The following is a 22,143-nucleotide window of genomic DNA, read 5'->3' as shown; positions in this document are numbered from 1 at the left end:
ACACCGGCGCGGCTTACACAGGTAGCGGGCTGTCCGCCTGAACCAGGCACACCTCGATACCGTGCTCTGCCGCGAACGCAGGCAGCCAGGTATCGACGATGCCGCGTCGGGCCAGTTCGGTGAGTGGCGCCTCCGGAATGTTGCACGACTTCACCAGCAGCACGCGCGGCAGGCAAAGCTGGAGCGTCAGCCATGCGGCGAGACTGTCGGAGGTGACGCGCCAGTCGCGCGGCAGGTCGAGCCGGGTGTCGAGTTCGCGCGCGGGCATCCACACCGGAGTGTGGCCGGCGGCGCACAGACCAGTCATCCGCGCGATCTCGTCGGTGGCGACGAAACCGGGACGGGATCCCGCGAGCATCAGCGCGTACTGGTCCATCGCGCGCAGCGCCATGCGGTGCGCGACATCATCCGGAAAGCCCCAGAGCGCCTGATGGGTTCGAACCGCATCGGCAAACGGACCGCCACCGGCCACGACGATGTTGCGTCCCGCGCCCGCGCCGGCCAGCCAGTCGCACCAGCGCTGAAGCCGGCCGTCCTTCGGATCGCTCAGCAGGCTGCCGCCGAGCTTGATGACGAGCGGGGCGTTCATGGCGGGTCGGTCCGGATTCTTCCGGAAGCGGCGACCGTGGGAGCGGCGCACCACGGCTGGCCCTGCATGGCCAGCCGGCTCTGCGGGCGGCGATCAATGCTCGCCGAAACCCCCGTTCCGCCCCCGCCGCGATACGCACTCTGCAACGCGAGCATCGCGGCACGATCGCGGCGGGGACGCCGCTCCCACAGGGGCCGCTCTGACGCGAATGGCGCCAACGCGGTATCGCCTGACGGCTTCATCGCGCACGCTCCGCCAGCAGCGCGGTGGCGACGGCCGGGGCGCAGGTGGTCGCATCGTCGGCGAAGGTCGGGGCGCAGTCGGCCAGCAGGCTGGCGAGCGTGACCGCGCGGCGATCGAGCGCGGCGGCAAGGCGGGCGGCGATCATGCAGCCGGCGCCGGCGCACACCACCGGTGCGCCGACGGGCAGGGTAGTGATGCCGGGCAGTGCGCGGCTGGCGTCGATCAGTGCGGTGAGCTGGGCGTCGGCGAACGCGTTGGCGAGCGAGTGCCAGTCGTCCATCGATCCTTCATCGACATCGCGGCCGATCATGCGGGCGAGGCGTCGGGCGCTGGCTTCCGGCGTCTTGGCGCCGCCGTCGGCGGCCGGATACGGGTCGGCGTGTTCCGGCAACTCGCCCAGCAGGCGCCAGACGTCGGCGGTGGTCGCGAAATGTTCGGCCATCAGGCGGTGCCGCCGGCCGCGGAAATCGATGGCCGGGGCCAGCGCCATCAGCGGCGTGCGGACCAGACCGGCATACACCAGTTCGCCGCTGATCAGCCGGTCGGCGTCGCTGCGGCTGGTGCTGGCCACACCGCGGTTGATCACGATGAGATCGCTCGTGGTGCTGCCGATGTCCGCCAGCAGCGCCTGCGGGCAGCGGCTCGCGACCCAGGCGGCAGTCGCCAGCCAGTTGGCCGAGGCAATATCGTCGGCATGTGCGGCGGCACCGGCCGGCGCGACCCAGCCGCTGCGCCCGGCATACAGGCGCAGCTCGCCCGGAAGTGCGGCAGTCAACCGCTCGACGATAGCCACCACGCCGGCCGCACGCGAATCGAACAGGTCGACCATTTCGCCGGTCATCGTGATGGCGTGGTGGACGGTGTCACCGAGTGCCGCACGTGCCTGCACGACGGCTGCATCGAGCTTGTCCAGCCCGTGCCACAGCGGGCAGGCGACCTGTACGACTCCGGTGACCCGGCCGTGCTCGACGCGCGCTGCCTTCACGTGCGCGCCGCCGATGTCCCAGCCGGTCAATGCGCTGTCAGACGGCATCGACGGCCTCCGCAAGATCAATGCGCTGCGGCCGCGCTGCGCCGGCCGGACGCCACAGCGGGCCGCCGTCGGCCGCGGCCAGCGTGGCGGCGAGCAGGTTGCAGCCCAGCGTGTCGTGCAGCGCGCAGGCCGACGTGCTCAGGCGTGGATTCAGTTCGACCACGACCGGGCCGTCGGCGGTGTGCAGCACGTCGACGCCGACATGACCGAGCAGGCCGGGCAGGGCGCCAGCGATGCGCCGTGCCAAGGCCTTGTATGTCTCGTCGATCGGCACCTCACCGACGGCCAACGCGGCGAGCGCCACCTGGTCGCCGTCGATCGCGAGGTGCTGGCGGTTGATCGACAGCAGCACCGCTTCGCCTCGCGCGCACAGCAGGTTCAGGCTGCGCGCCTCGCCGGCGACCCAGGGCTGTGCCACGAAGCCCGGGCGCAGTGCCTGCGCGGCCTGGTGCACGCTGTCGACAAGCCGCAGGCCGTCACAGCCGGCGCCGTCATCCGGCTTGACGACCCAGCGACCGGGCAGCGCCGGCAGCGCGGCGGCATCGGTGTAGTGCGGCAGCACCGGGATGCCGGCCCGGGCCAGACAGCGGGCGGTCAGCGACTTGGACGCGCCGATGCGACAGGCGTCGGCGTCGCAACCAAGCAGCGTCTTGCCGGCGTCCGTGACCCGGGACGTCAGTGCGGCGAGCACGCCACCGCTCTCCGGCGCGACGATGAGCGCCGCGTCGGCGGCCGCGAGCGCATGCTCGAAAGCCGCTTCGAAACCGGCGTCGAAGGCATGGTCAGGGGTGACCGCAATCAGATGCGCCGGAAAGTCGGGCGCTGGCAGGCGGGCGTCATGCAGCAGGATGATGTCGATATCGGGCAGCGCGGCCGCGTCGCGCAGCAGTGCATCGCGCATCAGCCGGCCTTCTCGCAGCAGCCCGGGCGGCAGCCGGGGCAGGCCGGCCAGTGCGCCGCCGGTGATAAACTCGAACACGAAAATTCGACGTTTCATATAAGGATTCGTGGTGCCTCAAATCATTCCCGTCATCGATCTGATGAACGGCCAGGTCGTGCATGCGCGCCGCGGCGACCGGCAAGCTTACCAGCCGCTGCAGTCTTCACTGGTCGATGGCTGCGACCCGCACGACGTGGCGCAGGCGCTGATCGAGGCGACCGGTGCGCGTCAGGTCTATGTGGCCGACATCGATGCCATTCGCGGACCGGTCGCTGGAAAGGCGAACGGCAAGGTCAGCGGCAAGGTCAGCGGCAAGGACGGCGGCGAAACCGCTGCCAGGGCTGACCACGCGACGCTGATCGCCGAACTGGCCGTGCGTCACCCCGATGTCGAGTGGTGGGTGGACGGCGGTTATGTCGATGCCACGCCTGCGCTGGCGCTGCATCGTGCGGCCGGCGTGACGCCGGTGTTCGGCACCGAATCGATGCGCAGCTATGGCGCGCTGCGCAAATTCCGCAACGCGCGCATCGATACCGTGCTGTCGCTCGATTACCGGCGCGGTGTTCCGCTCGGCCCGGACTGGTCGTACGACCCGGTCGAGTGGCCGGCCCGGGTGCTCGCGATGGAACTGGGGCGTGTCGGTGCCGAAGACGGTCCGGCGTTGCAGCTGATCCGCACGCTGCAGTCGATGCGCTCCGACGTGGCTGTCATTGCCGCCGGCGGTGTGCGCAACCGCGAGGACCTGCGCGCGCTCGACGGCATCGGCGTCACGGCGGTGCTGGTGGCCAGCGCGCTGCATGACGGGCGCCTGCTGTAGGCCGCAACGCGGTCATCACCAGCTGAGCGGATTGACACGGTAGTAACGGCTCAGCTCGCCGAACACGTCGGGAAAGCTTTCTGCCAGATGCTGCGGCCGTTCGAAGAAGGCTTCCGACGCCACCGCGAAAAACTCGGCCGGACTGCTCGCGCCATAAGGATCGAGCGCAGGCGCAGTTTGGCCCCGCAACTGATGGTGGAGCTGGCTGTAGGCTGCGTCGAACACGCGCGTCCAGCGCTCGACGCGGTGGCGGCCGACCATGGGCGGGGCGCCATTGGCGTCGCCGTTCTCCTGATCCAGCTGATGCGCAAATTCATGGATGACGACGTTGTGGCCGTCGGCCGCATCGGCCGCGCCGCGCACGACGTCGTCCCACGACAGCACGACATGCCCGCGCGCCGATGACTCGCCCAGATGGACCGCGCGCCCTTCATGCACGACGCCGGCGGCGTCGGTGGTCAGGCGCCGAACGGCGAACGCCGACGGATAGATGAGAATTTCACGCAGCGCCGGAAAGTAGCCGCTGCGCCGGTTCAGCAGCAGCAGGCAGGCCTGGGCGGCGATGGTCACCCGCATGTCGTCGGTCACTTCAAGTCCGTCGCAGCCGACAAAGGTCTTTTCGGCGACGAACACCTGGATGTGCTTCTTCAGCTGGAGCTGCAGGTCGGCCGGCAGCAGCCGGACCTGCGGCACGCGCTGGCGCAGGATGGCCCGCCAGGCCGGCGGGAACGGCCGGCTGCGCTGCCAGCGGCGGCGCGATTCGATGCGCAGCGGTTCGGCGAGCAGCCAGACCGCCGGAATCAGCGTCAGCAGGATGAAGAGGAGCAGCGGCACGTCTGGCCCGTTTCGCCGGTTGGGGTTCGCAGAAGCTGGGGTCGCGCCGCCGTCATTTCAACGCCGCGGTTTCAGGCACCCGGCGCATCGCCCAGCGCCGCCGCGCCGAGAAAGTCCATCTTGCCGACCTCGACGCCGTTGTGGCGCAGGATGGCGAAGGTGGTCGTGGCGTGGAAATACAGATTGGGCAGCACGAAATCGAGCAGATAACGCAGGCCCTTGAAATGCGCGTCGCGCCCGGCCAGCCGGATTGTGATGTCGCGTTCCTCGCTGCCGTCGATCTGCGCGGCGCCGAAGCCCTGCACGAAGTCGATGGCCTTGGCGATGCGCGCCTGCAGTTCGGCGAAGGTTGCTTCATTGTCTTCCCAGCGCGGCACCTCGGCACCGGCCAGACGTGCCGCGCCACCCTTGACGATGTCGGTCGCGATCTGTACCTGACGCGCCAGCGCGAACATGTCGGGTGCGAGTCGCGCGTTGACGAAGACCGACTCGTCGATCTTCCGGGTCGCGGCATCTGCCGCCCCCTTCGCGAGCACGTCGGACATGTTCCGGAGCACCCGCACGAAAACGGGTATCGAAGTTTCATACATGGAAATCGTCATCATCACTCCATTCAATCCAGATTCAAGATGCAAGATTCAAGATGCAAGCAGTCGGATCCATCGAGCGTCGAGCTTTGCCCTTGAATCTTGTGTCCTGCATCTTGCATCTGCCTCACCAGGGCAGCGCTTCGCCGACGTGCGTGAAGGTGCCGGTCGGGCCGTCGGCGGGCAGGGTGGCCAGCATCACGCTGGTGCGGCCGCCTTCCGACACTTCGATCGGCGCGTTTTCGCCGCCCATGTCGGTCTTCACCCAGCCCGGGTGGGCCGAATTGACCTTGATCGGCGTGTCGCGCAGTTCGTCGGCCAGATGCACGGTGAAGGCGTTGAGCGCGGTTTTCGAGGCGTTGTAGGCGAAGGCCTTGGCGGCCGCGATCGGCGACGTCGGGTCGCTCTGCAGCGTGAGTGAGCCGAGAATGCTCGACAGGTTGACGATGCGGCCTTCTGGCGACAGGCGGATCAGCGGCAGCAACAGCTGCGTCAGTTCGACCACGGCGAAGAAATTGACGTCGAAGGTTTCGCGCAGTACGGCCGGCGTCACACTGCTGGCGTCCGGTGCGAACAGGTCTTCGAGCGCGATGCCGGCGTTGTTCACCAGGATATCGAGCTGGCCGTAGTGGTGCGCGATGTGGTCATAGGCATTCTGGTAGGTGGCCGGCTTCTTCGCGTCGAACGCGATCGCGCTGGCGGTGATGCCGTCGGCGCGCAGCGCGGCGATGGCTTCTTCCGCGCGTTCGGCATTGCGCACGCCGAGCACCACTTCGATGCCGAGCTGGCCGAGGCCGCGTGCGGTTTCCAGGCCCAGGCCGCGGTTGGCGCCGGTGATGAAGGCAACTTTGCGGGTAACGGTCATGATGGATCTCCTCAATGATGTCGGGCATGCAGGGGCTGAACCGGCCCTGCGTCGGATGTGTTGATGGCTTCGGCCGGGTGGTCCCAGCCGCCGCCGAGCGCACGGATGAGACCGACGGCGGCACGCGCGCGTTCGCCTTCGAGCTGCGATGCGACCCGCCGCTGCAGCAGCACGCTGCGGTCGGCGTCGATCACGTCGAGAAAGCTGACCGACCCTTCGCGGTACTGGATCTGCGACAGCTGCGCCGCACGCGTCGCCGCCCGCACCGCTTCGTCCTGGGTGCGCGTCTGGTCAGCCAGTATGCGCAGTCCGGCCAGATTGTCCTCGACTTCCCGGAAGGCGTTCAGTACGGTCTGCCGGTAGTTGGCGACATCTTCCTCCCAGGCGGCGCGGGCGCGCTCCAGACCGGCTTCGCGCGCACCGCCGTCGAACACCGGCAGCGACAGCATCGTGCCGACCAGCGGACCGAGCAGGAAGCTGCGGCTCGACCACTGGAACAGATTGCCCAGGTCGGACGATTCGTAGCCCAGCGCGCCGGTCAGGTTCAGCCGCGGGAACCACGCCGTCTGCGCCACGCCGACCCGCGCATTGGCCGCCGCCATGGCGCGCTCGGCGGCGGCGATGTCGGGACGTCGTTCCAGCAGCGCCGACGGCAGGCCGGCCGGCACCTGGATGCTGACCTGCTGCAGCGGGCTCGGCGGCAGGCTGAAATCGGCCGGCGCGCGACCGAGCAGCAGCGCCAGCGCATGTTCGGCGTTGGCGCGGCGGCGGGCGACGCCGAACGACTCCGACTGCGCCGACGCCAGTTCGGTCTTCGCGCGCGCCAGATCCAGTTCGCTGATGTCGCCCTCGTCGAAGCGTCGCTGCACCAGACGCAGTGCGTCGCTGCGCAACTGCACGGTGCCGGCATACAGCGCCTGTTCGGCATCCAGTTCGCGCAGCAGGAAATAGCCCTGGGCGACGTCGGCCTGCAGCGCGAGCTGCACCGAACGGAACAGCGCCTCGCGCTGCTGCGCCGTGGCCGATGCGGCATCGACACCGGCGGCGACGCGGCCGAACAGATCGACCTCGTAGCCCACCGTGGCCTGGGCGCGCCACAGTGTCAGCGAACTGGCGTCGCCGTCATCCGGCAGGCCACGCGAGGCGGGGGAGGCGCGCTGCCGGGTCGGGCCGAAGCCCGCGCTCACCTGCGGCGCGCGCAGCGAGCGAGCGTCCTTCAGCAGCGCCCGCGACTGCGCCAGCCGGGCGGCGGCGGCCTTCAGGTCCTGATTCGCGGCCAGCGCCTGCGCCTGGAGGGTGTTCAGCGTGTCGTCGCCGAACACCGTCCACCACTCGCCACGGGCACTCTGTTCGGACGGCTGCGCCGGTTTCCAGTCGGCGTTGCCCACCGCTGCTTCCTTGAATGCGGCGGGTGTGTCGACCGTCGGGCGCTCGTAGGGCTGCACCACCGAGCAGCCGGCGAGCAGCAGCAGGCTGGCCAGCAGCAACGCCGGCGCGCGGGGTCGGAGATTGAGGTTCATGCGTAGGTCTCCCGTTGATCAGTGGGCAGCCTGCGGCGCAAGCGCGGCAGGGGTGGCGGGGGCGTGGCCGGCATGGGTCAGGCGGCGTCCGCTCAGGGAACGCAGCAGCACGTAGAACACCGGCGTCAGGAACAGGCCGAACAGCGTCACGCCGAGCATGCCGGAGAACACCGCCACGCCCATGGCATGACGCATTTCCGAGCCGGCGCCGGTCGAGATGACCAGCGGCACGACACCCATGATGAAGGCGATCGAGGTCATCAGGATCGGGCGCAGGCGCATGCGGCTGGCGTCAATCGCCGCCTGCACGATGCCGTGGCCGCGCAGTTCCAGTTCGCGCGCGAACTCGACGATCAGGATGGCGTTCTTCGCCGACAGCCCGACCAGCACCATCAGTCCGATCTGCGTGAAGATGTTGTTGTCGCCCGCGGTCAGCCAGACGCCGGTCAGCGCAGCCAGGATGCTCATCGGCACGATCAGGATGACGGCCAGCGGCAGCGTCAGGCTTTCGTACTGCGCGGCGAGCACCAGGAACACCAGCAGCACGCTGATCGGGAAGATCCACACGCCGGCGTTGCCGGCCAGAATCTTCTGATAGGTCAGGTCGGTCCATTCGAACTTGACGCCGCGCGGCAGCGTTTCGGCCGCGATGCGCTCGGCCGCCGCCTGCGCCTGGTCCGACGAATAGCCGGGCGCCGGCCCGCCGTTGATGTCGGCCGCGGTGTAGCCGTTGTAGCGCACCACCATTTCCGGGCCGAACGACGGCCTGACGGTGACCAGCGATGACAGCGGCACCATGTCGCCGTTGGCATTGCGCGTCTTCAGCTGCAGGATGTCCTCGGCCTGGGCGCGGAACGGCGCGTCGGCCTGGGCCCTGACCTGATAGACGCGGCCGAATCGGTTGAAGTCGTTCACGTACAGTGAGCCGAGATAGATCTGCATGGTGTCGAACACGTCGGTGATCGGCACACCGAGCTGCTTGGCGCGTGCCCGGTCGAGATCGACGTCGAGCTGCGGCACGTTGATCTGGTAGCTGGAGAAGGTCGGGCCCAGTTCGGGTGCCTTCGCCGCCGCGGCGACGAAAGCCTGCGCGGCAGCGTCCAGTTCGGCGTAGCCGAGCGATCCGCGGTCCTGCAGTTGCAGCTTGAAACCGCCCAGCGTACCCAGGCCCATGACCGGCGGCGGCGGGAACACCGCGATGTAGGCGTCCTGGATCGCAGCGAACTTCTGGTTCAGCGAGGCGGCGATGGCGCCCGCCGACAGGTCCTCGCTTTTTCGTTCATCGAACGGTTTGAGCGTGGCGAACACGATGCCGGCACTCGAACTGTTGGTGAAGCCGTTGATCGACAGGCCGGGGAAGGCGACCGCGTTTTCCACGCCGGGCTGCGCCAGTGCGATGTCGCCCATGCGGCGGATCACGTCTTCGGTGCGGTCGAGCGAGGCGCCTGACGGCAGTTGCGCGAAGCTGATCAGGTACTGCTTGTCCTGCGCCGGCACGAAGCCGCCGGGCACCAGATACGACAGGCCGACCGTGGCCGCGAGCAGCGCACCATAGACGCCCATCGCCGACGCCTTGCGCGAAATCACGCCCGATACGCCGCGCGAATAGCGGTCGGATGCGCGACTGAACACGCGATTGAAGGCGGCGAAGAAGCGGCCGAACAGGCGGTTCATGACGCGCGTGAGCGCATCCGGTTTCGCGTCGTGGCCCTTGAGCAGCAGCGCGGCCAGCGCCGGCGACAGGGTCAGCGAGTTGAAGGCGGAAATCACCGTCGAAATGGCGATGGTCATCGCGAACTGCTTGTAGAACTGGCCGGTGAGGCCGGTCATGAAGGCCAGCGGCACGAACACGGCGACCAGCGTCAGCGCGATGGCGATGATGGGCCCACTGACTTCCTGCATCGCGCGGTAGGTCGCGTCGCGCGGGCTCAGGCCTTCGCTGATGTTGCGCTCGACGTTCTCGACCACGACGATGGCGTCGTCCACCACGATGCCGATGGCCAGCACCATGCCGAACAGCGACAGCGCATTGATCGAGTAGCCGAAGCCGAGCATCAGCGCGAAGGTGCCGACGATGGACACCGGCACCGCCAGCAGCGGTATGATGGAGGCGCGCCAGGTCTGCAGGAACAGGATGACCACCAGCACGACCAGCGCCACCGCTTCGAGCAGCGTGACGATGACTGCCTTGATCGACGCGCGCACGAACTGCGTCGGGTCATACACGATGCGGTATTCGACCGAGGCCGGGAAGTCGGCCGACAGTTCTTCCATGGTTGCGCGCACGCGGTCCGACACGTCGAGCGCGTTGGCGCCCGGCGACTGGAAGATCGGGATGGCGACTGCCGGCTTGTTGTCGAGTAGCGAACGCAGGCCGTATTCGGACGCCGCCAGTTCGATGCGCGCCACGTCGCCCAGACGTGTGATGCCGCCGTCGGGCGACGACTTCAGGATGATGTCGGCGAACTCGGCTTCGGTCTTCAGCCGGCCCTGCGCATTGATCGACAGTTGCAGCGGCACGTCGCGTGCGCTGGGCGAGCCGCCGATGACGCCGGCCGCGACCTGCACATTCTGTTCGCGGATCGCGCGCACCGCGTCGCTGGCGGTCAGGCCGCGCTGCGCAACCTTGTGCGGATCGAGCCACACGCGCATGGCGTAGTTGCCGGAGCCGAACAGGCCGACCTCGCCGACACCCTCAAGCCGCGCCAGCCGGTCCTTCACGTTGATGACCGCGTAATTGCGCAGATAGGTCATGTCGTAACGGTCGTCGGGCGAGGTCAGGTGCACCACCATGGTCATGGTGGGCGAGCTCTTGATGGTCGTCACGCCGAGCCGCTGCACGTCTTCAGGCAGTCGCGGCAGCGCCTGCGACACGCGGTTCTGCACCAGTTGCTGCGCCTTGTCAGGATCCATGCCGAGACGGAAGTAGACCGTCAGCGTGAGGTTGCCGTCGCTGTTGGCCTGCGACTGCATGTACAGCATCTGTTCGACGCCGTTGATCGATTCCTCCAGTGGCGAGGCGACGGTTTCGGCGATCACCTTCGGGTTGGCACCCGGAAACTGTGCGCGTACGACGACCGAAGGCGGCACCACTTCCGGGTACTCGGAAATGGGCAGCTGGAACAGCGACAGCGCGCCGGCCAGCAGGATGAGCATCGACAGCACGCCGGCGAAGATCGGACGGTCGATGAAAAATCTGGATATGTTCATGGCTTCAGGCCTTCACGTTCGGGGTACGCCGGGCCGGCTGCGCGGGCGCGTCGACCAGCACTTCGCGGTTCATCGGCACGGTCTTCGGGCTCACCGTGTCGCCCGGCCGGGTGCGCTGCAGGCCATTGACGACGATGCGTTCGCCGGCACTCAGGCCGCTCTCGACGATGCGCAGGCCGCTCTGGCGCGCGCCCAGCCGCACTTCGCGGTAGGCGGTGCGGTCGGTCTGGTCGAGCACCAGCACGAAGCGCTTGTCCTGATCGGTGCCGATGGCGCGTTCGTCGATCAGCAGCGCTTCGCGCGGCGCACCGCCGCCGAGCCGGATGCGCGCGTACAGCCCCGGCAGCAGCAGGCCGTCGGCGTTGTCGAACACGGCGCGCACGCGGATCGTGCCGGACGAGGTGTCGAGCCGGTTATCCACCGACGACACGCGGCCGCGACGCGAATGGCCGTCTTCGTCAGCCAGGCCGAGAAATACCGCGACCGGTTCGCCGCCGGCGGCACGCGACGGATTGACGTACTTCAGGAAGCTCTTTTCGTCGACATCGAAGGCGGCATAGACCTTGTCCATCGACACCAGCGTGGTCAGCGGCACGGTGCCGGCGCCGGCGGCGACGATGTTGCCGACCGTCACTTCGGCGCGCGAAATGCGGCCCGACACCGGTGCCGTGATGCGCGTGTATTCGAGGTTGAGCCGGGCCGAGGTCAGCGCGGCCTGCGCCGCCTGCACCTGAGCGGCCGCTTCGCGCGCGGCGTTCTGCTTTTCGTCGAGGTCGCGCTGCGCGATCGCGTTGTCGGCGGCCAGGCGCTGGCCGCGCGCCATGTCGGTGGCGGTGTAGGCCGCGCGCGTTTCGGCCGCCGCAAGCTGGGCCTGCGCGCGTTCGACTTCGGCCGCATACGGGCGCGGGTCAATGGTGAACAGCAGGTCACCCTTGTTCACCCGCGCGCCGTCGCGGAAATGCACCGCGGTCAGCGTGCCCGACACCAGCGGCCGGATGTCGACCCGATCGACCGCTTCGAGCCGGCCGGAATAGTCCTGCCAGTCGATGATGGTCTGGCTGGACACTTCGGCGACCTCGACCACGGTGGCGGGCGGTGCTGCGGTCGCCGTGGCTTCCGGCGTGCCGGCCCGGGCGTGCAGCACGGCCGCACCACTGCCGATCAGGATCAGCGTGGCCGCGAGAAAGGTGAGCGTATGACGGCGGTTCAGGATGGACATGGCTGACCTCATGCAAGGGTTGAAGGGCGATTCAAGGCGGGAGAGGCGGGTGCGCACCGGCCGAGCCGGCAGCGCATGAACTGGACCGCGCCAGCGAGTACCGGCGGATGGGCCAGCAGGCCGGCGTGCGTCACGCCGGCAAAGCGTTCGACCTGGGTGTGCACACCGGCGGCAATCAGCGCCGCACCGTATTTTTCGGCTTCGCAGTGCAGCAGGTCGTGCTCGGCGGTGGCGATGTAGGCGGGTGGCAGACCGGCCTGGCGGCAGGATTCGAGCGGCGCGGCGTACGGATGCAGGCGCTGCGCAAGCCGCGGCAGGTACTGGCGGTAGCAGTCGGTGCAGTCCGCGACGCTGAGGTCGGACTGCAGCCGCTGCGCGTCGCCGGCGCGCGTCATGCTCGGGTCGAGCATCGGCCCGATCAGCACTTGCACCGCGATGCGGAAGTCCTGCCGGTCGCGTGCCATCAACGCGAGGCTGGCGGCCAGATTGCCGCCCGCGTCATCGCCGGCGACGACGAGGCGCTCCGGGTCGGCGCCCAGGGTGGCTGCGTGTTTCAAGGCCCACAGCGTTGCGGTATAGGCGTCTTCCGGTGCGGCCGGAAAGGGGTGTGCCGGGGCCAGTGCATAACCGACCGACAGCACCACGGCCGGCAGTTCGCCAGCGATGAAATGTGCCGCTGCATCGGCGTCGTCGAGCGAACCGCCGACGAAGCCGCCGCCGTGCAGGTAGATCACCAGCGGCAGTAGCGCGTCGGGTGAGGGCCGATACAGCCGCAGCGGAACGCGTCCACTCGGGCCGGCAATGTCCAGGCCGCGCCACGGCAGCGCAGGCGAGCGTTCGACAACGGTGTCGGGGTGCGGCGGGTTCATGCGGTCAGTCCTGTCGGCAGAGCCGGAGTCGAGGCGTGACCGGATTGTCTGTGTTGGCGCCGTCTGGATAAATATCGATAATTCGGTAACACTATTCGCCAATCGCGAACAATCGGTCGGCGACGACCCTTTCTGACGGAGCTGCACCATGGATCGTTTGCAGGCCATGCAGGTATTCACCCGCGTCGTGGATTCCAACAGCTTTACCCGTGCCGCCGACAGCCTCGGCCTGCCGCGTGCCACCGTCACCACGGCGGTGCAGAACCTGGAAAACCTGCTGCACGTGCGGCTGCTCAACCGCACCACGCGGCGGATCAGCCTGACGCCGGATGGTGCGGCGTACTACGAGCGCTGCGCGCGCATCCTGGCCGACATCGAAGAGACCGAGGCGTCCTTCCGCGAGGTATCGCGCGGGCCGAAAGGCCGGCTGCGCATCGATGTACCGGCGCCGGTCGGCCGGCTGTTCCTGATCCCGCGACTGTGCGAGTTCCATAGCCGCTATCCGGACATCGAACTGGTGATCGGCATGGGAGACCGTCCGGTCGACCTGGTGCGCGAAAGCGTGGATTGCGTCATCCGGGTTGGCGAACTGCAGGATTCGACGCTGGTTGCGCGACGCATCGGCACGATGGAAACGGTCACCTGCGCCGCGCCCGACTATCTCGAGCGCCATGGTGCGCCGGGCACGCTCGACGACCTGCAGGACCACCGCGCGGTGCATTACTTTTCCAGCCGTACCGGCCGCGTCATCGATCTTGATTTCGTCGTCGACGACAAGGTGGTCGAGGTGAAGGTGCCGGGCAAGGTGTCGGTGAACGACGCCGACGCCTATGTCGCCTGCGGTCTGCAGGGTTTCGGCGTCATCCAGCCGCCGCGTTTCATGGTGCATGCGCACCTGCAGTCGGGCGCGCTGCGCGAGGTGCTGCCGCAGTGGCAGCCGTCACCGATGCCGATATCGGTCGTCTATCTGCAGAACCGGCACCTGTCGCCCAAGGTGCGTGCGTTCGTGGACTGGGCAGCCGAACTGTTCAGCCGCTGCCCCATTCTCGGGCGCTGCGATGGCCACAGCACCGAATGCAGCTTCGTCGGCACGCAGGACGGGCATACGCTGCAGGGCCTGCTGGACCAGCCGGACATGGCGATGCAGCCCTAGCTGCTTCGCGCACGTCCACGGCGCGGACTGATCGGCGTCAGGCATCGTCCCCAATCGACGTGCGACAGCTTGCGCACCCATTCGCGCACAGGCTGCGTCGGCCCGCGGCTACGACACAAGTTCCAGACGACGTGTGTTCCAGGTGCTGAGCCACTCGGGCAGCCGTTCCGCCGGCATCGGACGCGCGATGAAATAGCCTTGTGCGACGTCGCAGCGGAGCTGGCGCAGGCAGTCCCAGTCCTCGCGGGTCTCGACGCCTTCGGCGACGGTGCGCAGCCCCAGTTGGCGGGCCATGCCGAGATTGGCGCGCAGGATGGCCATCATTGATGTGCTGGTGCTGGCACCGTGCACGAAGCTGCGGTCCAGTTTCAGTTCGTCGAATGGAATATCGCGCAACTGCACAAGCGAAGAAAACCCGGTGCCGAAATCGTCGATCGACAGGCCGATGCGCTTGAGGCGCAGCCGCGCCACGATGTCGAGCAACGCAAGCGGGTCACGCATCAACTGGCTTTCGGTCACTTCGAGTACCAGCTGCGAAATCGGCACCCCGGCTATCTGCGCCGCGCGCGCGACTTCGTCCGGAAAGTCGAGTGCGACGAGATTGTCCATCGATACATTCACTGCCACGCGCAGTGTCTGACCCAGACCGTTCCACTGCGCAGCATCGCACAGCGCACGGGAAAGCACCGCATGGGTCAGTCGGTCAATCAGGCCGTGTGCTTCCGCGGTGCCGATGAACTGGTCCGGAAAGACGAGACCGTCGGCCGGATGCTTCCAGCGCACAAGGGTTTCGACCCCGACTACGCTGGCGGTTGCGAAGTCAACCTTGGGTTGGTAGTGATTGACGAGCTGTCCGTCGTCGATTGCCTGCAACAGCGCATCCGCTGGATAGAGCGCGCCCTGTGCGCTCGCGCGGGTATCGCCGGAACGTGTCAGCGCCGAATCGAGCACCGCTTTGAGGGCATCCAGCCCGAACGGCTTGTGCAATGCACCCCACAGCTTCAGCGCGCGCGCACTGGCGAGGCGACCAACCGTATCGAGGATGCGCTGGTCTTCGCCGCTGATCAGCACGAGGCCGCCGCAATAATCGGTTTGCGCCAGATGCCTCAGGAACTCGATGCCATCCATGCCCGGCATGTTCAGGTCGCAGAACAGCGCGTCGAAGTGCTCGGCACGATCGGCAAGACGTGTCAGCGCGCCATCTGCGCTGTCGCACGTCTGCACGCCTCGCATTCCGAGCTCGTTGAGCTGCTGTGACAGCAGCGTCAGCGCGAACGGGTCATCATCGATGATCAGTACGTTCAATTCAGCGGTTCCGTGCGATCGTCGTGATGGATGACGGGTTCCGCGAGATAGCGGCGTATTGCTGCGTCCGTGCGGCTGTAGATCCGGTCCAGCCGCTTCAACTGCTTCGCGAAACTCGCTGTCCGGCCCGCCCGCGCCGCCTGCTCGATATCCGTGCAGCACTCCGCCAGCTTTACGGCGCCGACCGATCGCGATGATGATTTGAGCATGTGCGCAACGCTTGCTACCGAGCTTGCGTCACCGTTGGCGCAATGCTGCAGGAGTTCCTCGCACTGCTGCACGGCGCGTTCCAGAAAAAGTTGCAGCAGGCCACGGATGGTTTTTTCCTTGTTGCCCAGGAAGCGCCGCATTTCAACCGGGTCGAAAATTTCGCAGTTGTCCTGCGCACCCGTGTCGCCACCCCGGTCCGGTTCAGGTTCCGAATCCGGCATCCACTGTTCGAGCGTCGCCTTCAGCATGTCGAGCGCCAGCGGTTTGGTCAGATAGTCGTCAAATCCTTCGGTACGCGCCTGCGCGGCGGCACTGCTCAGTGCATTCGCGGTCAGGGCAATGATCGGCAGCGGCCTCCGGAATGACGCCAGGTCGTCCGCACACGCAGCCTCTTCGGCACGGATGGCGCGCAACAGCGTGTAGCCGTCCATTTCAGGCATGTGCAGATCGGTCAGTAGTAGCGCATAACGGCCGGCCGCCCACATTCTGAATGCCTCTTTTCCGTTGGTGGCCACCTCGGCCGTGCGACCGAGCAGCTCGAGCTGCTGCAGGATGACCTTCTGGTTGATGGCATCGTCTTCCGCAATCAGTATCAGCTCGCCCTTTGCCCGGGCGTCCGCGACGGACAGCGGCGCAATCGCATCAAGTGTTTCGCGAGCCGTCCACTCGTTGATGATTTCGGGCGACGCGCGCCCTGCGGCAATCGCGACCGCACGCAGCAGCGCAGCGCGGTGCAGGACGCCTCCGTCAAGGCTGACCGCATCGACACCCGCCATTCGTGGCCGCCTGCGTCTGCCGTGCGTGATCAGCACATGGTGCAATTCGTCCAGGCTCTCCAGCACCGATGTCTGATCACGCGCGTTGGCGCTGCGGATGAGCACGACGGGTGGCGCGCATCCGACGGCGCGCATCGCCGCCTCGTCGGCGCTGGCGACTGCCTGTACCGAAGCACCGGCGTGCGAAAGATAGCGCCGTAGAAGCGCCGGAAACAGCGCGTCGTCCAGCACGATGCATGACACGCCTGACAGATCGGACAACGTGGGCGGAGTCTGTTCGTCCGCCGCCACGAACGGCAACTCGACCGTGAACAGCGAGCCCTCGCCGGGCGCACTCGAGACCGCGATGGTGCCCCCCATCAGTTCGACCAGTCGCCGGCAGATGCTCAGGCCAAGCCCGGTGCCGCCGAAGCGGCGTGTGGCGGAACCTTCGCCCTGCAGGAATGGCGTGAACAATCTGACGATCGTCTCTTCCGGCATGCCGATGCCATTGTCCCGGATGCTGAAGGTGAGGCGGAGCGGATCGCTGGACACCACCTCCACATCAAGGCTGACCCGGCCGCGCATGTGCTTGCGGCCGCCAGAGAACTTGATCGCATTACCGACCAGGTTGTACAGAATCTGGCGCAGGCGTACCGAATCGGTCAGCAGCTGCGACGGGATGTCCGGATCGACGAATACACTGATATCGACCATGACGCCCTCCGCCACCGGAAGCAGGGTGTCGCACAGGCTCTCGGCAAGATCCGGCACCGCCACCGGTTCGTACGCAATGTCCAGGCGTCCGGCTTCGATCTTCGAGAAATCCAGTACATCGTCGATCAGGCCCAGCAGGATGCGGCCGGATTCGCGAGCGGTACGCACCATGTCTTCCTGCTTTGGCGAAAGCTTGCCGTGCGCCAGCACTTCGAGCATGCCCAGCACGCCGTTCATCGGCGTGCGGATCTCGTGGCTCATATTGGCCAGGAATACGCTTTTGGCCTGGTTGGCTGCTTCGGCCTGCCGCTGCGCCTCTTCGAGCAGGGCGGTGCGGGACAGCACCAGCTCTTCCAGCCGGGTCTTGTATCGCGTCAGTTCCTGCTCGGCCTCCCGGCGCAGTGTCACGTCGGTCCACACGCCGACGATGCGGATCGGCGAGCCGTTCGAATCACGTTCGACCCGCATGCGGTCGTTGATCCACATCCAGTGATCATTCAGCGTGCGGAAACGATACTCGTGGATGACATGGCCCTGCGTAAGTGCTTCGCGCACACGGGGCAGCGCGCCTTCGAGGTCGTCGGGATGGACATTCGACACCCACCAGTCCCGCGCCATGGTTTGTTCCGGCAGGTAGCCGAACAGCCACTTGATATTGTCGCTGACCCATTCGGGCACCACGCGGTCCCCCTGCACGGCCAGCGCGTAGGTCACGCCCGGGCTGACGGCAAGGTAGTGCTGAAGCCGACTGGCGACGGTACGCAGTTCTTCCTCGGCCAGCCTGCGATCGGTGATATCGGTCATGCCGCCCAGCATGCGTTTCGGAAAGCCGTCGGGGTCACGGATCACGTAAGCGCGGTCTATCACATAGGCGTAGCTGCCGTCACTGCGCCGGAAGCGATAGCTGTCGGACCACTGCTCGCTGCCGTCATCGATGACGCGGGTCATGCTTTCCATCACGCGCGCCACATCGGCGGAATGGATGCGTGAGATGCGCGATTCGATGGTCGGCTCGACCTTCATCCGGTCATAGCCGAACAGCGTTTCAAGCCCGTCGTTCCACCACAGGGTGTTGTAAAGCAGGTCCCAGTCCCAGATCGCGTCATTGGTTGCACGTGACAGCCTGCGGAAGCGGTCCTCGCTGTCGCGCAGGGCCTGCTCCGCGCGCTTGCGTTCGGTGATGTCGCGCTCGATCGCGACCCAGTGCGTGTACCAGCCCTTGTCGTTGGCGATCGGGAAAATTTCCAGTTCCAGCCACAGCAATTCACCCGATTTTCTGTAGTTGATCAGCTCTTCGCGGACCGGCTGCCACTCGCCCAGTGCCCTGCGCAAACGGGCCAGCGCCTCCGGCTGGGTCACCGGCCCCTGCAGGAAGCGCGGTGTCCGGCCGATGGCTTCCTCGCGCGAGTAGCCGGTCACTCGTTCGAACGCATCGTTGACGAACAGGATGCGCGGTCCGTCCGGCGCCGAGACCGGCTCCGCTTCGGTAATCACGATGATGTCGCCCATGTGCGCGACACAGGTTTCGAGCAGACGCAGTTGCTCTTCGTCCTTGCGCCGCTGAGACACGTCGGAAACGACGCCTTCGATGGTGGTCCGGTCGGCTTCCGGGTTGAATATGCCTTGTCCGCGCTCCCACATCCAGCGTTCCCTGCCGTCCCGGGTGATGATTCGATAGCTCAGTTCGAACGGACGACCGGTCTGCAGCGCCGCCAACAAGGCGCGTTTGACGCCGGCGCGATCGTCGGGATGAATCAGCGACGCGTAGTGCGTGGCGCCGTCGCCGATCAGCTCGTCCGGCCTGTAGCCGGTGAGATCGACGACGCCTTCACTGACGAATTCCATCGTTCGTTCTTCATCCGCCCGACAGCGATAGACCATGCCGGGCAGATTGGTCATCAGGGTCAGCAGTTCGCGCCGGCTTTCCCGCAGCGCCAACTCCGCGTCCTTGCGTTCGGTCACATCCTGGAGCGCGCCCTGAAGCTGCACGATTCCGCCGGCTGCGTTGCGTACTGCTTCGCCGGTCGTGCGCACCCAGCGCCGCTGCCCGGCAGCGGTCAAGATCTGCAGTTCAAGGTCGAATGGCGCGCCGGAGTTCAGGCACTCGATGATTGCCGTGCTGACCAGTGGCCGGTGTTCGGGGATGTAGAACTGCAGTGCCTGATCGAGGCTGGGCGTCTCGTCCGGGTGCAGTCCGTGGATGCGTCTGACCTCATCCGACCAGATCATCGCGTGGTCGGGCGACCTGATGATCCAGGCGCCGAGGTGGCTGACGCGCGAGGCCATGGCAAGCAGCGCCTCGGTCTGCATCAGGCGTGATTCGGTCTCTTTCTGCTGCGTGATGTCTTCGCACACGCCGATCATGCTGTGCGGCACACCCGCTGCATCGCGCTGCATCGACACGCTCATGCGACACCAGATAGTCCGGCCGTTCAAAGCAAGGTCGCGTTTTTCCAGGACGAAGCTGTCACGTTCACCGACCTGCAACTGATCGATCAAGGTGCGAACCACCGCAACATCATCCGGATGCGTGATCGACCACAGGGTGCACGTCAGCAACGCGTGTTCCGGGTAGCCGAGCATGCGGCGGTAAGCTGCATTGGTTGCGACGAAACGCCCGTCGGGCGTCGTGATCGCGATGCCGGTAGCGGCGTCCTCGAACACCTTGCGGAAGCTTTTTTCAGTCGATGCAAGCGCCTCGCGAGCCTGTTCCCGCTCGGTGGTATCCATCACCATGCCCAGGCGCCGCCGCGGCCGGCCATCGCCATCGAACACCACCTTGCCACGCTCGTACATCCATCGGATTTCGCCGTCCGGGCGACGTATTCGATACGTGTTCTCGACGATGCTCCCGGCAAGCGTCTGCTCATGGATACACGCGGCGACGGCAGCGCGATCTTCGGGCACGATGTACGAAAGAAATTCATCGAAAGTGCAGCGGAAATCTTTCGGGGCAATACCGAACAGCAGGCAGGTCTGTGCTGACCAGGTCAGTACCTTGCTGTCGAGATCGAATTCCCAGCTGCCCATTGCAGCGATGCCCTGTGCTTCCTCGAGCAGCGCCGCCATGCGTTCAGTCTGATGTTGCGCGGTCTTGCGGACCGTGATGTCGGAGTGGGTGCCGACCATGCGCAGCGCCCGACCGTTGCGATCCCGGGTGGCGACCATGCCGCGGTCGAGCACCCAGATGTAATGACCGTCACGCGAACGCATGCGGTATTCGGCTGCGTACGTTGGCGCCGAACCATTCTGCAGCGCCTGTCGCTGCGCGAGCGCTTGCGCAAGATCGTCCCGGTGCACGCGCGACGACCATGCGTCGGGTGTGGGCGCGATGTCTGACGGCGCGTGGTCAAGAATCGCGCTCCACCGCCCGGAGTAGAACACCTCTCCGGTTTCGATATTCCAGTCCCATACCCCCTGGGCGTTACCGGCCAGAGCGAACTGCCAGCGTTCCTCGCTCTCGTGCAGCGCTGCTTCGGTCCGTGCGCGCAGCTGCAGTTGCCGGCGTAGCTGGAGCTGCGCCATCACCTGATCGGCCAGCGTCCGGAGCGCCTGGCGCTGCAGCGCGTCAAGACGCCGCGGCACCCAGTCGATCACGCACAGCGTACCCAGAATTTCTCCGCCCGGCATCACCAGCGGAGCGCCCGCGTAGGCGCGCACTTTCAGGCCGCTCGTCACGAGCGGATTGTCGGCAAATCGGGGGTCGGTGAGCGCGTCTTCCACTTCGAGCGTGCTCGAAGAATCGAGCGCGTGCGCGCAGAAGGACACTGAACGCGGTGTCTGTTCGATATCGGTGCCGACGGCCGATTTGAACCATTGCCGATCGCCAGCCACCAGCGAAACCAGGGCGACCGGCATCGCGCAGATGTCGGCCGTCAGACGGGTGATCGCATCGAACGATTGTTCAGCCGGGGTATCGAGAATGTCGAATTCGGCCAGGGCAGCGAGACGGCCGGCTTCGTTTGCAGGCAGCGGGGCTTGCATGATTGCGTTCAAGCTCCTTGTGGCCGGCTTCGATCGTTCGGGCGCAGCAAAGGACGCTGCGCATGTCAGCTTGCGCACTGGTAAGCGTTGATTGTGGACGGTCGGATCGACGGACAACCGGAGAACGCGACGCCTTTTGTATCCGTCTGTTTCAGAACCACTGGCACATCGCTCATTTTCACCTGACTGCATCGTCATGATCGACCGGATGGATCAAGCGTGCAACACGTGCAGGGCGTGTCTTACTGATTATCCAAAGCCTTGTGCGGCATCAGGACCATCGCCCTGAACGCTGGCGTGCAGGTTCGTGTGCTGTGTTTTTTGTGAGTGCGGCAGGCGGTGCGGCCGCTTTGAAATGGCGCGGCAGAAGATCCTGAACACGAATTTCCAGCGTCGAACGCGATCAAGTTCCGGTGCGGCCACCCGTTAAGACGACGTATAAACCCGCACCGATCAATCAGGCCATGACCCGCTCCATCATCGACATCCAACCCAAAACCACCGGCTGTTCAGGCTGCAAGTCGCCCGCGGATGCCCAGTTCCAGCTTTCCTTTGCCTATCAGCCCATCGTCGACGTACGTGATCGCAGCATCTTCGCGCACGAGGCGCTGGTGCGCGGACCGGCCGGCGAAGGTGCGGCTTCGGTGCTCGACAAGGTGGATGACAAGAACCGCTACTGGTTCGACCAGATCTGCCGCCGCACGGCGATCGAGGGCGCAGCACGCCTGGGCATGTCCGAACTGCTGTCGATCAATTTCCTGCCCAATGCGATCTACCGCCCCGAAGTGTGCATTCGTGCGACGCTCGATGCCGCGCGCGACTTCAACTTTCCGGTCGAGCAGATCCTGTTCGAAGCGACCGAAGGCGAACGGGTCGGCGATGCGCGCTGGCTGAGCGAAATATTCACCGAATACCAGCGTCTTGGATTCAAGACCGCCATCGATGATTTCGGGGCGGGTTATTCGGGCCTGAACCTGCTTGCGCTGTTCCAGCCGGATTACATCAAGATCGACATGGAACTGATCCGCAACATCGACCAGCGTCGTGCGAGCCGCGCCATCGTGCGCGGCGTGCTGCGCACCTGTGAGGAACTGGGCATCACCGTCATCGCCGAGGGCGTCGAAACCGTGGCCGAGCGTGATGTGCTGATCGACTCCGGTGTGCGGCTGATGCAGGGCTGGCTGTTCGCGAAAGCGGCCTTCAATTCCATTGCCGCCGTGGACCCGCTCGCCTGGCCTGATCCGTCACGCGTGCTGCCGCCGCGCAGGCGCACCTCCGATCGAATCTAGCCGG

15 protein-coding genes are annotated in these 22,143 nt (G+C 66.3%); 3 read left to right on the top strand and 12 right to left on the bottom strand.

The genetic code is table 11. From position 1 onward, the window contains the following. Positions 1–13: 13 nt before the first annotated feature. From Q8Q80_RS11435 to Q8Q80_RS11425, 3 genes are all read right to left on the bottom strand, one after another. A complete protein-coding gene (locus Q8Q80_RS11435; protein ID WP_305633026.1) occupies positions 14–589 on the bottom strand; it encodes an aspartate/glutamate/uridylate kinase in 576 nt (191 codons plus the stop codon). 238 nt (positions 590–827) lie between these two features. Beyond that, positions 828–1,865, bottom strand: coding sequence for a hydantoinase/oxoprolinase family protein (locus Q8Q80_RS11430; protein WP_305633025.1), 1,038 nt, complete (start codon positions 1,863–1,865; stop codon positions 828–830). Then, the gene (locus Q8Q80_RS11425; protein WP_305633024.1) at positions 1,855–2,862 is read right to left on the bottom strand and encodes an ATP-grasp domain-containing protein; all 1,008 of its coding nucleotides are present in this window, start codon (positions 2,860–2,862) and stop codon (positions 1,855–1,857) included. Before Q8Q80_RS11425 ends, Q8Q80_RS11430 begins: the two co-directional genes overlap by 11 nt. 13 nt (positions 2,863–2,875) lie before the next feature. Here Q8Q80_RS11425 and Q8Q80_RS11420 point away from each other — a divergent pair, with 13 nt between their 5' ends. Further along, positions 2,876–3,622 (top strand): HisA/HisF-related TIM barrel protein, encoded by a 747-nt coding sequence (locus Q8Q80_RS11420; RefSeq protein WP_305633023.1) that lies wholly within the window; start codon positions 2,876–2,878, stop codon positions 3,620–3,622. 15 nt (positions 3,623–3,637) lie between these two features. Here the strand turns inward: Q8Q80_RS11420 and Q8Q80_RS11415 are convergent, their stop codons facing one another. The 7 genes from Q8Q80_RS11415 to Q8Q80_RS11385 form a co-directional block, all read right to left on the bottom strand. Continuing rightward, positions 3,638–4,456: a zinc-dependent peptidase gene (locus Q8Q80_RS11415; protein WP_305633022.1), complete on the bottom strand. Its 819-nt coding sequence runs from the start codon at positions 4,454–4,456 to the stop codon at positions 3,638–3,640. A gap of 71 nt (positions 4,457–4,527) precedes the next feature. Then, a complete protein-coding gene (locus Q8Q80_RS11410; RefSeq protein WP_305633021.1) occupies positions 4,528–5,058 on the bottom strand; it encodes a DUF1993 family protein in 531 nt (176 codons plus the stop codon). Positions 5,059–5,170: 112 nt separating this feature from the next. Beyond that, the gene (locus tag Q8Q80_RS11405) at positions 5,171–5,908 is read right to left on the bottom strand and encodes an SDR family oxidoreductase (RefSeq protein ID WP_305633020.1); all 738 of its coding nucleotides are present in this window, start codon (positions 5,906–5,908) and stop codon (positions 5,171–5,173) included. An 11-nt stretch (positions 5,909–5,919) separates the two neighbouring features. Beyond that, a complete protein-coding gene (locus tag Q8Q80_RS11400) occupies positions 5,920–7,428 on the bottom strand; it encodes an efflux transporter outer membrane subunit (RefSeq protein ID WP_305633019.1) in 1,509 nt (502 codons plus the stop codon). A gap of 18 nt (positions 7,429–7,446) precedes the next feature. Then, a complete protein-coding gene (locus Q8Q80_RS11395; protein WP_305633018.1) occupies positions 7,447–10,638 on the bottom strand; it encodes an efflux RND transporter permease subunit in 3,192 nt (1,063 codons plus the stop codon). 4 nt (positions 10,639–10,642) lie between these two features. Further along, positions 10,643–11,857 carry an efflux RND transporter periplasmic adaptor subunit gene (locus tag Q8Q80_RS11390; RefSeq protein WP_305633017.1) on the bottom strand — a complete coding sequence of 405 codons (1,215 nt, stop codon included), beginning with the start codon at positions 11,855–11,857 and terminating at the stop codon, positions 10,643–10,645. An 8-nt stretch (positions 11,858–11,865) separates the two neighbouring features. Further along, entirely contained in the window at positions 11,866–12,726 is an 861-nt protein-coding gene (locus Q8Q80_RS11385) for an alpha/beta hydrolase (RefSeq protein ID WP_305633016.1), read from the bottom strand. A 148-nt stretch (positions 12,727–12,874) separates the two neighbouring features. Here Q8Q80_RS11385 and Q8Q80_RS11380 point away from each other — a divergent pair, with 148 nt between their 5' ends. Then, entirely contained in the window at positions 12,875–13,879 is a 1,005-nt protein-coding gene (locus Q8Q80_RS11380; protein ID WP_305633015.1) for a LysR family transcriptional regulator, read from the top strand. 108 nt (positions 13,880–13,987) lie between these two features. Here the strand turns inward: Q8Q80_RS11380 and Q8Q80_RS11375 are convergent, their stop codons facing one another. Further along, positions 13,988–15,184, bottom strand: a complete 1,197-nt coding sequence (locus Q8Q80_RS11375; RefSeq protein WP_305633014.1) for an EAL domain-containing protein — start codon at positions 15,182–15,184, stop codon at positions 13,988–13,990. Then, entirely contained in the window at positions 15,181–20,850 is a 5,670-nt protein-coding gene (locus tag Q8Q80_RS11370; RefSeq protein WP_305633013.1) for a PAS domain-containing protein, read from the bottom strand. The genes Q8Q80_RS11375 and Q8Q80_RS11370 overlap by 4 nt, the downstream gene beginning before the upstream one ends. Before the next feature lie 464 nt (positions 20,851–21,314). Here Q8Q80_RS11370 and Q8Q80_RS11365 point away from each other — a divergent pair, with 464 nt between their 5' ends. Then, a complete protein-coding gene (locus tag Q8Q80_RS11365; protein ID WP_305633012.1) occupies positions 21,315–22,139 on the top strand; it encodes an EAL domain-containing protein in 825 nt (274 codons plus the stop codon). Positions 22,140–22,143: the final 4 nt, after the last annotated feature.

It is taken from the genome of Methyloversatilis sp., assembly GCF_030698125.1.
GTDB lineage: Bacteria > Pseudomonadota > Gammaproteobacteria > Burkholderiales > Rhodocyclaceae > Methyloversatilis.
This window is presented reverse-complemented; position numbering and strand designations above follow the sequence as displayed.

Bases quoted from the DNA above. Each gene is read 5' to 3' on its own strand.
- Q8Q80_RS11435 (WP_305633026.1), bottom strand. From the start codon at position 589: ATGAACGCCCCGCTCGTCATCAAGCTCGGCGGCAGCCTGCTGAGCGAT.
- Q8Q80_RS11430 (WP_305633025.1), bottom strand. From the start codon at position 1,865: ATGCCGTCTGACAGCGCATTGACCGGCTGGGACATCGGCGGCGCGCAC.
- Q8Q80_RS11425 (WP_305633024.1), bottom strand. From the start codon at position 2,862: ATGAAACGTCGAATTTTCGTGTTCGAGTTTATCACCGGCGGCGCACTG.
- Q8Q80_RS11410 (WP_305633021.1), bottom strand. From the start codon at position 5,058: ATGACGATTTCCATGTATGAAACTTCGATACCCGTTTTCGTGCGGGTG.
- Q8Q80_RS11405 (WP_305633020.1), bottom strand. From the start codon at position 5,908: ATGACCGTTACCCGCAAAGTTGCCTTCATCACCGGCGCCAACCGCGGC.
- Q8Q80_RS11400 (WP_305633019.1), bottom strand. From the start codon at position 7,428: ATGAACCTCAATCTCCGACCCCGCGCGCCGGCGTTGCTGCTGGCCAGC.
- Q8Q80_RS11395 (WP_305633018.1), bottom strand. From the start codon at position 10,638: ATGAACATATCCAGATTTTTCATCGACCGTCCGATCTTCGCCGGCGTG.
- Q8Q80_RS11390 (WP_305633017.1), bottom strand. From the start codon at position 11,857: ATGTCCATCCTGAACCGCCGTCATACGCTCACCTTTCTCGCGGCCACG.
- Q8Q80_RS11385 (WP_305633016.1), bottom strand. From the start codon at position 12,726: ATGAACCCGCCGCACCCCGACACCGTTGTCGAACGCTCGCCTGCGCTG.
- Q8Q80_RS11380 (WP_305633015.1), top strand. From the start codon at position 12,875: ATGGATCGTTTGCAGGCCATGCAGGTATTCACCCGCGTCGTGGATTCC.
- Q8Q80_RS11370 (WP_305633013.1), bottom strand. From the start codon at position 20,850: ATGCAAGCCCCGCTGCCTGCAAACGAAGCCGGCCGTCTCGCTGCCCTG.
- Q8Q80_RS11365 (WP_305633012.1), top strand. From the start codon at position 21,315: ATGACCCGCTCCATCATCGACATCCAACCCAAAACCACCGGCTGTTCA.